Origin of the sequence: Flavobacterium sp. NG2 (assembly GCF_034119845.1) — a bacterium.
Lineage (GTDB): Bacteria > Bacteroidota > Bacteroidia > Flavobacteriales > Flavobacteriaceae > Flavobacterium.
This window is the reverse complement of the sequence record NZ_CP139420.1, coordinates 2,711,390-2,725,000: the sequence shown is the minus strand read 5'-3', so window position 1 is coordinate 2,725,000 and position 13,611 is coordinate 2,711,390. Positions and strand designations below refer to the sequence as shown.

The 13,611-nt window shown below is 34.8% G+C and carries 9 protein-coding genes, 2 tRNA genes and 2 rRNA genes (1 of these 13 running past the window's edge); 5 read left to right on the top strand and 8 right to left on the bottom strand.

What is annotated here, in order from left to right; translation table 11 throughout:
* From SLW70_RS11250 to SLW70_RS11230, 5 genes are all read right to left on the bottom strand, one after another.
* Nucleotides 1-334, bottom strand: a 23S ribosomal RNA gene (locus tag SLW70_RS11250) (it extends 2,549 nt beyond the left edge of the window).
* A 188-nt stretch (nucleotides 335-522) separates the two neighbouring features.
* A tRNA-Ala gene (locus SLW70_RS11245) sits at nucleotides 523-596 on the bottom strand.
* 90 nt (nucleotides 597-686) lie between these two features.
* Nucleotides 687-760, bottom strand: a tRNA-Ile gene (locus tag SLW70_RS11240).
* A 127-nt stretch (nucleotides 761-887) separates the two neighbouring features.
* Nucleotides 888-2,401, bottom strand: a 16S ribosomal RNA gene (locus SLW70_RS11235).
* The 16S and 23S rRNA genes sit together here with 2 tRNA genes alongside, the layout of an rRNA operon.
* Before the next feature lie 1,176 nt (nucleotides 2,402-3,577).
* The gene (locus SLW70_RS11230; RefSeq protein WP_320888478.1) at nucleotides 3,578-4,240 is read right to left on the bottom strand and encodes a DUF4294 domain-containing protein; all 663 of its coding nucleotides are present in this window, start codon (nucleotides 4,238-4,240) and stop codon (nucleotides 3,578-3,580) included.
* A gap of 81 nt (nucleotides 4,241-4,321) precedes the next feature.
* Here SLW70_RS11230 and SLW70_RS11225 point away from each other — a divergent pair, with 81 nt between their 5' ends.
* The 5 genes from SLW70_RS11225 to SLW70_RS11205 all read left to right on the top strand — a co-directional run bounded on the left by SLW70_RS11225 (nucleotide 4,322) and on the right by SLW70_RS11205 (nucleotide 8,627).
* Nucleotides 4,322-5,410 carry a M42 family metallopeptidase gene (locus SLW70_RS11225; RefSeq protein ID WP_320888477.1) on the top strand — a complete coding sequence of 363 codons (1,089 nt, stop codon included), beginning with the start codon at nucleotides 4,322-4,324 and terminating at the stop codon, nucleotides 5,408-5,410.
* A 66-nt stretch (nucleotides 5,411-5,476) separates the two neighbouring features.
* Nucleotides 5,477-6,157 (top strand): response regulator transcription factor, encoded by a 681-nt coding sequence (locus SLW70_RS11220; RefSeq protein ID WP_320888476.1) that lies wholly within the window; start codon nucleotides 5,477-5,479, stop codon nucleotides 6,155-6,157.
* On the top strand, nucleotides 6,154-7,527 hold the full coding sequence (locus SLW70_RS11215; protein WP_320888475.1) for a HAMP domain-containing sensor histidine kinase: 1,374 nt from the start codon (nucleotides 6,154-6,156) through the stop codon (nucleotides 7,525-7,527). The genes SLW70_RS11220 and SLW70_RS11215 overlap by 4 nt, the downstream gene beginning before the upstream one ends.
* A gap of 74 nt (nucleotides 7,528-7,601) precedes the next feature.
* Nucleotides 7,602-8,057, top strand: a complete 456-nt coding sequence (locus SLW70_RS11210; protein WP_320888474.1) for a DUF1801 domain-containing protein — start codon at nucleotides 7,602-7,604, stop codon at nucleotides 8,055-8,057.
* A 30-nt stretch (nucleotides 8,058-8,087) separates the two neighbouring features.
* Nucleotides 8,088-8,627, top strand: coding sequence for an SRPBCC family protein (locus SLW70_RS11205; RefSeq protein ID WP_320888473.1), 540 nt, complete (start codon nucleotides 8,088-8,090; stop codon nucleotides 8,625-8,627).
* A gap of 257 nt (nucleotides 8,628-8,884) precedes the next feature.
* Here the strand turns inward: SLW70_RS11205 and SLW70_RS11200 are convergent, their stop codons facing one another.
* From SLW70_RS11200 to SLW70_RS11190, 3 genes are all read right to left on the bottom strand, one after another.
* A complete protein-coding gene (locus SLW70_RS11200; RefSeq protein ID WP_320888472.1) occupies nucleotides 8,885-9,838 on the bottom strand; it encodes a phosphoribosylaminoimidazolesuccinocarboxamide synthase in 954 nt (317 codons plus the stop codon).
* A 287-nt stretch (nucleotides 9,839-10,125) separates the two neighbouring features.
* Nucleotides 10,126-10,941, bottom strand: a complete 816-nt coding sequence (locus SLW70_RS11195) for a Cof-type HAD-IIB family hydrolase (protein WP_320888471.1) — start codon at nucleotides 10,939-10,941, stop codon at nucleotides 10,126-10,128.
* A 1,180-nt stretch (nucleotides 10,942-12,121) separates the two neighbouring features.
* Nucleotides 12,122-13,588, bottom strand: a complete 1,467-nt coding sequence (locus tag SLW70_RS11190; RefSeq protein WP_320888470.1) for an oligosaccharide flippase family protein — start codon at nucleotides 13,586-13,588, stop codon at nucleotides 12,122-12,124.
* Nucleotides 13,589-13,611: the final 23 nt, after the last annotated feature.

The following is a 13,611-nucleotide window of genomic DNA, read 5'->3' as shown; positions in this document are numbered from 1 at the left end:
CTTTCCAGTAAATTCTAATTCTTCATGCAAGAAATGTCGTGGTCCTACAACCCCAGCATTGCCGTAACAACACTGGTTTGGGCTAATCCGCGTTCGCTCGCCACTACTTACGGAATCACTTTTGTTTTCTTCTCCTCCGCCTACTTAGATGTTTCAGTTCAGCGGGTTTGCCCACCTATCGGTGTACTATGTCTTCAACATAGTGGGTTGCCCCATTCAGGTATTTACGGATCAACTCTTGTGTGCAGATCCCCGTAACTTTTCGCAGCTTATCACGCCTTTCATCGCCTCTGAGAGCCTAGGCATCCCCCATACGCCCTTATTTTGCTTATTGTACCAATCATAAATTTAATTATGACCGTTTTTGTTTGTTTTCTACTATAAATAGTAAAAAACGCTTTCTACTTTTTATATTTTTCTTATCTCAATATGTCAATGAACTTTTTTCTAGTGTTCAGTATTCAGTTTTTAGTATTCAGTTAAACTGATTACTATCTTTCTGTGGACTGACCACTGAAATTGTGGAGAATAACGGAGTCGAACCGTTGACCTCCTGCGTGCAAGGCAGGCGCTCTAGCCAGCTGAGCTAATCCCCCATTCTTTAGTGTACAGTTAACAGTTCTCAGTTAACAGTACTTAGGACGGTTAGCCAACCTCTAAAATTTCCTTTTCTTAAGTTTAAATAGTAGTCCCGGGCAGACTCGAACTGCCGACCCCTACATTATCAGTGTAGTACTCTAACCAGCTGAGCTACGAGACTCTGTTTTACTTAAGTTTTATTCTTTTTTTTTAAATTAACAGCAAGAGTAATATAATGTCTAAATCTAATCCCAATAGTTCTTTTCGTCTTTTTCCTTAGCGTGCTTACGCTAACACTAAGGCTCTAGAAAGGAGGTGTTCCAGCCGCACCTTCCGGTACGGCTACCTTGTTACGACTTAGCCCTAGTTACCAGTTTTACCCTAGGCAGCTCCTTGCGGTCACCGACTTCAGGCACCCCCAGCTTCCATGGCTTGACGGGCGGTGTGTACAAGGCCCGGGAACGTATTCACCGGATCATGGCTGATATCCGATTACTAGCGATTCCAGCTTCACGGAGTCGAGTTGCAGACTCCGATCCGAACTGAGAACGGTTTTATAGATTCGCTCCTATTTGCATAGTGGCTGCTCTCTGTACCGTCCATTGTAGCACGTGTGTAGCCCAAGGCGTAAGGGCCGTGATGATTTGACGTCATCCCCACCTTCCTCACAGTTTACACTGGCAGTCTTGTTAGAGTTCCCGACTTGACTCGCTGGCAACTAACAACAGGGGTTGCGCTCGTTATAGGACTTAACCTGACACCTCACGGCACGAGCTGACGACAACCATGCAGCACCTTGTAAATTGTCTTGCGAAAGTTCTGTTTCCAAAACGGTCAATCTACATTTAAGCCTTGGTAAGGTTCCTCGCGTATCATCGAATTAAACCACATGCTCCACCGCTTGTGCGGGCCCCCGTCAATTCCTTTGAGTTTCAAACTTGCGTTCGTACTCCCCAGGTGGGATACTTATCACTTTCGCTTAGCCACTGAAGTTGCCCCCAACAGCTAGTATCCATCGTTTACGGCGTGGACTACCAGGGTATCTAATCCTGTTCGCTACCCACGCTTTCGTCCATCAGCGTCAATATATTAGTAGTAACCTGCCTTCGCAATTGGTATTCCATGTAATCTCTAAGCATTTCACCGCTACACTACATATTCTAGTTACTTCCTAATAATTCAAGCCCTACAGTATCAATGGCCGTTTCCCCGTTGAGCGGGGAGATTTCACCACTGACTTATAAGGCCGCCTACGGACCCTTTAAACCCAATGATTCCGGATAACGCTTGGATCCTCCGTATTACCGCGGCTGCTGGCACGGAGTTAGCCGATCCTTATTCTTACAGTACCGTCAAGGCTCTACACGTAGAGCGGTTTCTTCCTGTACAAAAGCAGTTTACAATCCATAGGACCGTCATCCTGCACGCGGCATGGCTGGTTCAGACTTGCGTCCATTGACCAATATTCCTCACTGCTGCCTCCCGTAGGAGTCTGGTCCGTGTCTCAGTACCAGTGTGGGGGATCTCCCTCTCAGGACCCCTACCCATCGCGGTCTTGGTAAGCCGTTACCTTACCAACTAACTAATGGGACGCATGCTCATCTTTCACCGTTGTGACTTTAATTATAAAATGATGCCATCCTATAATACTATGAGGTATTAATCCAAATTTCTCTGGGCTATCCCTCTGTGAAAGGTAGATTGCATACGCGTTACGCACCCGTGCGCCGGTCTCTAGTTCCGAAGAACTATACCCCTCGACTTGCATGTGTTAGGCCTGCCGCTAGCGTTCATCCTGAGCCAGGATCAAACTCTTCATCGTATATTGTGCGTCCGCCGTGGCGGACTATTTATTTTTGACTGAAGTTCTAGTGGTTCGTTTCAAATCTATCGATTCTATTACTCTTATTCTTTTGTTCTTAAAATCTCTTCTAAGAACGGCTGTCAATTCAATATGTCTAGGAACGTGTTCTTCTTATTTTCTCTTCGTTTTCACAATGTTTGTGTTTCTCGAAGCGGGTGCAAAAGTACAACTTCTTTTTAATCTCACAAGAAAAATTTAAAGTTTTTTTTATTCTTTTTTCAAAGATTAAAACCTTATTTCTCTTGTCAGTATTTCAAATAACTTAACGCTTTTGCGGGGTGCAAATGTAAAACGTAAATTCTTTTCTCACAAGCTTTTTTTGATATTTATTTTAAGAAGTTTTATCTCCTTTATATCTCAATCGCTTGTCAGTATATCAGTGAACGTCTTGCTTGTTGCGGGTGCAAAAGTACCGCCTTTATTCAATTAAACAATAGCTTTTCGTAACTTTATTTTAACCTTTTTCTCAACTCGCTGAAAATGTGAATATTGTTTTTGAAAAGAATTATGGTTTTGTAAGAGTTTAGACTTTTTTAAACACAAAGAGCACCAAGGAAGCACTAAGATCACAAAGCAATTAAACACAGATGGCTCAGATTGAATACACTTTAATAGGGATTTCACAAAGATACACAGAGGAAACAGGAAAGATATGAATAGTTTGAACACAGATGGCTCAGATTAGCACAGATTAAAGACACTATAAAAAGGGATTTTATGAAGATGCACAGAGGAAACAAGGAATACATGAATAGTTTGAACACAGATTTCTCAGATTAGCACAGATTAAAGACACTATAAAAAGGGATTTCACAGAGAAAACACAGAGATACACAAAGGTTTTAACGCAGATTTCGCAGATTGGCACAGATTAAAGGGATACTGGAGCGGATTTTACTAAGATTAACAAAGAGACGCACTAAAATTTTAATACAATATAATAAAGACACTCTTTCGTATCTACATATAGTATCAAACACTCTTAATAACGGAATCTTCCTGAAACCACCTCTGCCCTAGCCCTGATAGTAGCGGCATCCTTGTGGCGGCGGGCATTTATGCCGCCACAAGATATAGCGGATAGCAGGATTAGCTCCTAAAAAAAACGCTCCTATATATAAGGAGCGCTGGAGTCTATTCTTTTTTCTGTAACCAATGATCACTTAAATCATCGATATTTATAGGATTAGCTGGAGGCTGATTTTGCAATCTACCAGAACTAAAGCTTCTATGGAGTATCGTTTCTATCAAAAAATCTTCTTTATTATCATATGGTTCGTACTTTGATTTTAAATCAATATCAAAAACACTGGCTGCTGTATTAGACCAAAAGGCTTTCCATCCACTTTTTAAAGACTTGATTAGTTCGAATGTTGTGGTTCCTGTTTGACGATGGATTAAACGAACCAAGATTCGGCCTTGACTGCGTGATAATTTCTTTAGTCTAGCTTCAAATTCATTTGTCAAATAGTCTTCGACAATCTTGAAATACTTCTTTTTCTCTTTACTAGTGGTAAGTCTGTCCATACCTTTATTTAGTGCTACCAATCTTTCGGCAGCTAATTTAGCATACGGATAGGTGACATATACTCGATTTTGAAGAATTAGGAATTGCTTTCTAGCATCAGGATCTAATTTTTCTTTGGAAATAACGATTTCTTCCAGTTGAATGGTGTCAGTTTCGAAATCATACGATTCATCAATTTCACGAACTATCTTAGCTGGCATAGGAATTTCTTGTGCCAAAACAGAAAATGAGATACAAAAACAACTAAAAAGGAAAATAATAAACTTCATGGGGACTAATTATAGGGTAAAATTATACATTATATGTACAAGTCTAATACCAAATTTATAAATTAGCAAAAAAATATTTATATGAGCACAGAATCGATATTAAAACAATCATCAATTGAATTTTTAGAGCAATACTTAAACAATGCCTCACCTACTGGTTACGAAGCTGAAGGACAGAAAATCTGGATGAACTATTTGAAACCTTATGTTGACACTTTTATTACAGATACGTATGGAACTGCTGTGGGAGTTATTAACCCAGACGCTCCATTTAAAGTTGTCATCGAAGGACATGCTGACGAAATTGCTTGGTATGTAAACTATATTACTGAGGACGGATTAATTTATGTTATTCGCAACGGAGGTTCAGACCACCAAATTGCACCATCGAAGCGAGTTAACATTCACACTAAAAAGGGAATTGTAAAAGGTGTTTTTGGTTGGCCAGCGATTCATACTCGTAATCGCGGAAAAGAAGAAGTAGCTAAAACAGACAATATCTTTATTGATTTAGGTTGTGAAACCAAAGAAGAGGTTGAAAAATTAGGCGTTCATGTGGGCTGTGTGATTACTTATCCTGATGAATTTATGATTTTGAACGAAAATAAATTTGTTTGTCGCGCAATTGATAACCGTATGGGTGGTTTCATGATTGCCGAAGTTGCACGTTTGCTTCACGAAAACAACATCAAACTTCCTTTTGGATTATACATTACTAATGCAGTTCAAGAAGAAGTAGGACTGCGTGGTGCCGAAATGATTACACAAACCATCAAGCCTAATGTAGCCATCATTACTGATGTGTGTCATGATTCAACTACTCCAATGATTGAAATGAAAATTGAAGGAGAAACAAAGATAGGTAAAGGTCCTGTGGTTACTTATGCGCCAGCAGTTCAAAACAACCTAAGAGAGTTGATTTTAGATACTGCTGAAGAGAAAAAAATTCCTTTTCAACGCTTAGCATCTTCTCGTGTGACAGGTACTGATACGGATGCTTTTGCATATAGTAATGGTGGTGTTGCTTCGGCTTTGATTTCACTTCCACTACGTTATATGCATACAACAGTTGAAATGGTACACCGCGATGATGTTGAAAACGTGATTAAATTAATCTATGAAACTTTATTAAAATTAGAGAATAATGAGACTTTCTCTTATTTTAAATAAGATTTAATTGCAAAATTAGGTCATTTGACAAATTGCAAATGACCTAATTTTAATACAATCCAAACCATGAAAATTTTACTTCTAGAAGACGATTTTACCTTATCTAAAGAGGTAAACACTTTTTTTACTTCCAAATCATTTGAGTGTACCCCTTTCTATGATGGTTCCTTACTTTTAAAAAAATACAAAGCACTTGATTACGACTTAATCATTCTAGATATAAATGTTCCTGGAAAAAATGGATTTGAAGTTTGTAAGTCAATACGAGAAGTCGATAAAAAAACACCTATAATAATGTTGACCGCTTTTAATGAGATTGAGGACAAACTAACTTCTTTTGACAATGGAGCTGATGATTATCTTGTAAAACCTTTTCATTTTGACGAATTGTTTGCTCGTGTGAATTCTTTATTAAGAAGGAAAGAAATTCCACAAATAATAAATGACACTATCAAAATACATGATTTAGAAATTATAGAATCCGAAATGAAAGTTTATCGTGCGGGTGTTGAAGTAAAATTAACTCCAAAAGAATTTAAACTCATCTTAATGCTTGCTAATGCTAAAGGAAAAGTCCTTTCAAAGGCTAATATTGCAGAACAATTATGGGACTATCACATTGAAACTAATCAAAATACGATTGAAGTCTATATTAATTTTTTAAGAAAAAAAATTGATAAAGACCATCCGGTAAAACTTATCCACACAAAAATTGGTTATGGATATTACTTAAATGACTCTGAATGACTTTAAAAAATAGAATCTCATTACTGGTTAGTATTTCATTTGCTGTCCTATATGGTTTAGCATCTGTATTTGTATATGTTTTAGCTTCAAATTTCCGAAAAGAAGAGTTTAATGATCGCCTTGAAATAAAAGCACTAAAGACCATTAAATTCTTATCTGATCATAAAATACCCGATTATAATTTGTTGCGATTAATGGATAAAAATTCATTAAATAAATTATACAATGAAAAAACCTTGATTTTTGATTCTAATTTTAAATTAATATATAGCAGTATTGATGGTGCTAAAATAAATTGGTACCTCACTGACTTAAAATACCTAAAGAAAAACAAGTCCTTTTTTAAGAAGCAGGGAGAAAATGAATTCTACGGGATTTTCTTTGATACTAATGATAAAGATTATTATGTATTAATTTCGGCTAAAGACCGTTATGGAAATCGAAAAACAGTTTACCTAAAATACATTCTTCTTATTTCTTACCTTGTTTTTACGTCAATTTGTTGGTTTCTTACTTCGTGGATGGTGCGAAAAGCCATAATGCCTCTAGGTCTTTTTCACCAAAAAATAAAAAACATTAATGAAAACAACTTGGACACACGTATTGTATCCAAGAGCAATAAAAATGAAATTGATTTAATTGCCAATGAATTTAATTTTATGATGGACCGTATTGAGGAGTCCTACCAAAAACAAAAAGAATTCACTGCTCATGCTTCACACGAACTTCGTACTCCCCTATCGAGAATTACATCTCAAATAGAAAATAAAATAAACGATCCTAACATTAATAATGAGAGCAAATCCTTTCTTAAAACAATTCTTAGCGATGTTAATCAATTGACAGAATTGATACATTCATTATTATTACTATCTAAAACGGACAATAGAAAAACACATGAAAAAGAGTTGATTCGTATTGATGAACTTTTGTTTAATGCTATTGAAAAAATAAACAAAAGCTACCCCGACTTTATCATCCTTTTTGATATGGAAGATAACGAACAGCTCGAAACAGCGCTTGAAATACAAGGGAATAAAAATATATTAGAAATAGCCTTAACAAATGTTCTAAAAAATGCCTGTGTATACTCGACCAATAAGCAAGCAGAAGTAACCATCTCTTGTGACACAGCCAATCTTTATGTTTCAATAGCAAACAATGGCAAGACCTTAGATAGCGAAAAACAGCTCAATCTTTTCCAGCCTTTTATGCGTGGAAAGAATGCAACTGGAACTATTGGATTCGGACTTGGATTGCGAATTGTTCAACGAATTTTAAACATACACAATGCTACTATTCACTACAGTATTCCTAAAGAAAACACCAATCTATTTCAAATAAAATTTCCTTTTCAGACCAAATCATAAAGGTAAAATCTATTTGGGTGTAGTATAGAATTGCGGTTATTTTTTTATTATATTTACTCTAAAGATTTCGTGAAATGCAGTCAAAAGCACAAACAGTATCTGATTATTTGAGTGAACTTCTTCCAGAAGAAAAAGAAGTCATGGAAAAACTTCGAGAAGCAATCCTTAAAAATATTCCGGAAGGATTTTTCGAAGAACTGAGCTATGGCATGATTGGTTATGTAGTACCACATGACCTATACCCAAACGGTTATCATTGCAATCCAAAATTGCCTTTGCCATTTATTACTATAGCTTCTCAAAAAAAATATTTCGCAATATATCATTTGGGATTATATGCCAATCCTGAACTTTTAAAATGGTTTACAAATGAATATCCAAAATATACAGACCAAAAATTAGACATGGGAAAAAGTTGTATTCGTTTCAGTAAAAAAAATAAAATTCCTTTTGAATTAATTGGAATTTTAGCCCAGAAAATGAGTGTCCAAAACTGGATTGATTGCTATGAATCTCAAATTAAAAAATAACAACTAATAGATAATCTAAACAAGACAATTATGAAAATCATTAAAAAAATTTTGTTTACCATTCTAGTGTTAATTTCATTGGCATTATTTGCAGCTATATTCATGCCCAAAGAGTATGCTGTAGAAAGAGAAATTGTCATTAACCAACCCAAAGATTCGGTATTTAATTATATTAAATACTTAAAAAATCAGGATCATTTTAGTGTATGGTCCAAAATGGATCCAGCGATGAAAAAAACATTTACAGGTGTTGATGGAACTGCAGGTGCAATTGCGGGATGGGAAAGTGAAAACGAACAAGTGGGCACTGGCGAACAGGAAATTAAGAGTATTACACCTGGCGAACGCATGGATGTAGAATTACGTTTTAAAAAACCATTTGAAGCCACTGACAATGCTTATTTTACGACAGAAGCAATTTCGGATAAGGAAACCAAAGTTAAATGGGGGTTTAATGGTAGAATGCCCTACCCTATGAACTTAATGCTCCCGATGATGAAAATGGATGAACTACTAGGGAAGGATTTACAAGGCGGACTAGACAATTTAAAAGTTGTATTGGAAAAATAAATGGATTTAACCCAAAATCCGCATTAGGATTCTATTGTTTTTTGGCGCAGATGAAACAAGTTTCCGCAGATTTTATCTTATAAAACAATCAAAAAAAACTTTGTAATCCTTGTTCCAATTCTTAATCTAGGTTTAATCATTAAAGCTACTAGGATTAATAATTGATTATTACCTCACAGTGCCAAATTCTACTTCAAATAAAAAGCCACAACTCTAAATTTTAGATTGTGGCTTTGTTTATTAAAAAAGGCTTGAAATTATTTTGAAGCTAAATAATTCAACACATTTTTCTCAATTCTTTCATTGATGTTGGTGATATCAGCTTTTACAAACTTTTCACCTAATATATTTTCGTATAATTCGATATATCTATCTGAAACTGTTTCAATGTAAGCATCAGTCATTTCAGGGATTTGTTGACCTTCTTTACCTTGGAAACCATTTTCAATTAACCAACGACGAACAAACTCTTTAGACAATTGTTTTTGCTCTTCACCTTTGTCCTGTCTTTCTTGGTAACCCTCAGCATAAAAATAGCGAGAAGAATCTGGAGTGTGGATTTCGTCAATCAAAACAATTTGTCCTTCTTTTGTTTTTCCGAATTCGTATTTGGTATCAACCAAAATCAAACCACGACTTGCGGCAATTTCAGTACCTCTTTGAAACAAAGCTCTAGTATAGTTTTCAAGTACTATATAATCTTCTTCAGTTACCAAGCCATTGGCTAGAATCGCTTCTCTAGAAATATCGGCATCGTGTTCTCCGTTATCTGCCTTTGTTGTTGGCGTGATAATAGGTTCAGGAAATTTATCGTTTTCTTTTAACCCTTCTGGCATGGCAACACCACAAAGCGTTCTTTTTCCAGCAGCATACTCACGAGAAGCATGACCTGACAGGTAACCACGAATCACCATTTCTACTTTGAAAGGCTCACACAAATAACCTACAGCAACACTTGGGTCTGGAGTAGCTATCAACCAGTTAGGAACAATATCAGCTGTTAATTCCATGAATTTAGTGGCGATTTGGTTCAAAATTTGTCCTTTGTACGGAATCCCTTTTGGCAATACCACATCAAAAGCTGATAATCTATCGGTAGCAATCATCACTAATAAATCATCATTGATATTATACACTTCTCTAACTTTACCTCTATAAACCGATTTTTGATTTGGAAAATTAAAATTGGTAGTTGTTATTGTATTGCTCATTTGTAAAATGTTGTGTTGTTTTTATGAAGGCACAAATTTAAGATTATTTTAGAAAGAAACCCAAGAAATATGCATGTCAAACGCATTAAAAAAAATTAGTAGTAAATCGCACTAGAATTGGCTCTAGAACCAAAACAAAACACTGCTAACTATTTTTAGAACACAGATTAAAGAAATTAAAATAATTTACACGAATCTTTTAATCAATCCTGTGCCATCAAAACTTATATGCTCTCATATATTTTATATGTTCTACAATTAATTAACTGTATGTTTCAAAATACAACTTATTTATTCAAGATGTTTTGAGACAAATACTGCGCTACACCATCTTCTGCATTTGTCAAAATAACTTCCAACTCTGGTAATTTTGTTTTCAAACTATCCGGTGCATTTCCCATTATCAAGCCTTTGGCTGTCGAAGTTAGCATACGTTCATCATTGAATCCATCACCAAAAGAAATCGCTTGTTGGAAGCTGTAGTTTTCTATTTCTAATACTTTGGCAATCGCCACACTTTTATCAACCGAAAGGTCCATGAACTCCAAACATAATGGCAAACTAAAAGCATGTGAAAGAAGGTTGGCATGTTTTTCTAAAATAAAATCACGTAACTCTAGCAGTTTCGTATGTTCTTCATGAGTAAAAAACATTTTTATAGTACTCAAATCTTCCACTTCATCATAGTTGACTATTTGTGGCAAATAATTCAGTTTTGGCTGGAAATCATTTAGTTTTTCGTTATGCTTATTAGTGTACCAAACGTCTTCCTTAAACAAAACCGTCGTAAACTCAGAAGAAATTCCTAAAGACATTACCGATTTAATAGTCTCACTTTTTATATCAAAAGCAAATAACAATTCTTTTTTTGGTGAATGAATTCGGGCGCCATTTGAAGTTACTAGATAAACAGGAAAACCTAAAGGTTCTATTAACGGCATAGCGTCTAGATGATGTCTTCCTGTAGCAACAATGATTAAATAATTTTGCTTGTGTAGTTCCCGAAATACTGACTGAGTATAGTCCGAAATGGCATGTGAAGGATTTAACAAGGTTCCGTCTAAGTCGGTAATAATTACTTTGATATCATTAAAGATTTGCATTACAGATTTTTATTTGCAAATTTATCGCATTAGGAATAGAATACCCCATGAAACAGATTAATATTTAGGGAAGAAACTATTATTATTTTACCATCTATGTGTTGATTTTTGAAACATATAAGTCATATAAGAACATATAAATGGATAGTTTCAAATACTTCAAGTACAAAAAAGTTAAAGAAAAGAGATAACTTAAATCTATACCATCTTTGTTCTAAAACATAATACTATTTACAATCTCAGTGTTGATTTTTTAAAACATATAAGACATATAAGAACATATAAATAGTTAGTATCAAATGCTTTAAGTTCATAAAAGTTTATAAAAGTGAGATAATTTAATTCTATACCAACTGTGTTCTAAAACATATTAACTTTTACAATCTTAGTGTTGAATTTTGAAACATATAAGTCATATAAGAACATATAAATGGATAGTTTCAAATGCTTTAAGTTCATAAAAGTTTATAAAAGTGAGATAATTTAATTCTATACCAAATGTGTTCTAAAACATATTAACTTTTACAATCTTAGTGTTGAATTTTGAAACATATAAGTCATATAAGAACATATAAATAGTTAGTATCAAAAGCTTCAAGTACAAAAAAGTTAAAGAAAAGAGATAATTTAAATCTATACCATCTTTGTTCTAAAACATAATACTATTTACAATCTTTGTGTTGATTTTTAAAACATATAAGACATTTAAGAACATATAAACAGTTAGTATCAAATGCTTTAAGTTCATAAAAGTTTATAAAAGTGAGATAATTTAATTCTATACCAACTGTGTTCTAAAACATATTAACTTTTACAATCTTAGTGTTGAATTTTGAAACATATAAGTCATTTAAGAACATATAAACAGTTAGTATCAAATACTTTAAGCTCAAAAAAGAGCATATGAGTTAGGACTGAAGAGTTTAAAATTTAATTAATTGCATTCTAAACTACACTTAAAAACTTTGTGAATCTTGGTGTATCCTTTGTGCTTCTTTGTGGTAAAACTGTCGGCTGCTAAATAGAACACGCAATTCGAAGATGAAATGCTCTTTCCTAAGCCCGATAGGAACAAAGTATCCTTTTATCTTGTGAGAGGAACGAACAAAAGATAAAAGATACTGTGGATAGCGGGAGCAAACGTTTTTATTTCCTGAATGCTCCTCTTCCTAAAAGAAACTTAGTTCTTTTTTATTCTTTTGTAAATGGTATCCAAAACACCATTGATTTCGGGAGAAATTTTGAATTTATAGTTCAAATACAAATAAACGATGGTTACTAAAATCGATTTTAAAGTGATTGCGATTAATGGATACATGGGGAATTCCCAGAAATAGAATGCCACAAAAACCGCCGTGGTCAAAACGATGGAGGAAACAGTTTCCTTGGTAAACGGGTATAAATGCATGCGTTTGACTACGAAAAGTAATTTGGCCAAACTGTATAAAGTAATCGACAATAAAGTGGCGAATGCTGAGCCTAAAATCCCGTATCGTGGAATAAAAAACATATTGAGTGCAATGGTCAAAAAGACTAGAAAAAGCCCTAGAAACAAGACCATTCGGTAGTATTTTGAATTGAAGATGATGGCATTGTTATTTCCGAGAATCAAGTCAAAATATTTCGATATTCCAATCATAAAAACAACAACTATACCGCCGCTATATTCTTTAGGGACTAACTCATACATTTGGTTGATGTTGACAAAAATACACAGCATCACAAAACCACCTACAACTTGTAAGTTGATAGACGTTTTTTTGTATAGTTCATTCAATTCATCGTGTTTGTCCTCGTGCATTAATCTAGCGGTAATGGGATACACGATTTGGTGCATGGCACGACTTGGAACTGAAATTACCAATGCGATATATGTTGCCACGGAGTAATAAGCAATATTATCAATCAACATGTATTGATTCAACATGATTTTATCACCATCTAAAAGCAAATTAGCCACACTACCTGATAAGATAATGTAAAAAGTATATTCCAGAATTTCCTTTACGTTTTGAGGTATTGTAAACTGAAAATTAGGCTGCTTGATGCGGAAAGCATACCACATGGTCACAATTAATGCCAAGAAATAAATTCCAGCGGTAACGTAAACAAAATCGACTACGGTTATCCATTTGTAATAAACCGCTATTAATGCCAAAAGTGAAAAGATACGTAATCCAACTTCTTTGATGAAATTTCCAAAAACAGAATGCATATGCACCCTAGCCCAAGCATAAAAAATCTCAAAATAGGCCATACACAAACCTATAAAAGGAATTAGCCAGATGAATTCATTGACTACAGGATTCTTCTTCGAAACAAAATATACTATGTCATCATAATAAAACAATCCTATTAATCCCAGCGGTATACAAAGCAACAACGGGAACAAAACAGTAAAAGATAAAAAGCGCTCTCTTTCCTCTTCGGTTTTGTATTGTGTATAGTATTTCACCAAGGTATTTTGCATCCCTATGGCAAACAAAGGCATAATCACATTAGCAGCCGAAAGAATATAATTGGCCACGGCATAATAGGTAGCACCCAAAAATACAGGGTACAAATAAAGGGTATTGATAGCACCTACTCCAAATCCTAAATAGGTTATGATAGTGTTTTTTAACGACTGATTTAAAACGATTCCCATTTTGTAAAGTTAGAAGTTGGAAG

Coding starts and splice junctions, on each gene's coding strand:
- SLW70_RS11230 (WP_320888478.1), bottom strand. CDS start 4,240: ATGAAGTTTATTATTTTCCTTTTTAGTTGTTTTTGTATCTCATTTTCT.
- SLW70_RS11225 (WP_320888477.1), top strand. CDS start 4,322: ATGAGCACAGAATCGATATTAAAACAATCATCAATTGAATTTTTAGAG.
- SLW70_RS11220 (WP_320888476.1), top strand. CDS start 5,477: ATGAAAATTTTACTTCTAGAAGACGATTTTACCTTATCTAAAGAGGTA.
- SLW70_RS11215 (WP_320888475.1), top strand. CDS start 6,154: ATGACTTTAAAAAATAGAATCTCATTACTGGTTAGTATTTCATTTGCT.
- SLW70_RS11210 (WP_320888474.1), top strand. CDS start 7,602: ATGCAGTCAAAAGCACAAACAGTATCTGATTATTTGAGTGAACTTCTT.
- SLW70_RS11205 (WP_320888473.1), top strand. CDS start 8,088: ATGAAAATCATTAAAAAAATTTTGTTTACCATTCTAGTGTTAATTTCA.
- SLW70_RS11200 (WP_320888472.1), bottom strand. CDS start 9,838: ATGAGCAATACAATAACAACTACCAATTTTAATTTTCCAAATCAAAAA.
- SLW70_RS11195 (WP_320888471.1), bottom strand. CDS start 10,941: ATGCAAATCTTTAATGATATCAAAGTAATTATTACCGACTTAGACGGA.
- SLW70_RS11190 (WP_320888470.1), bottom strand. CDS start 13,588: ATGGGAATCGTTTTAAATCAGTCGTTAAAAAACACTATCATAACCTAT.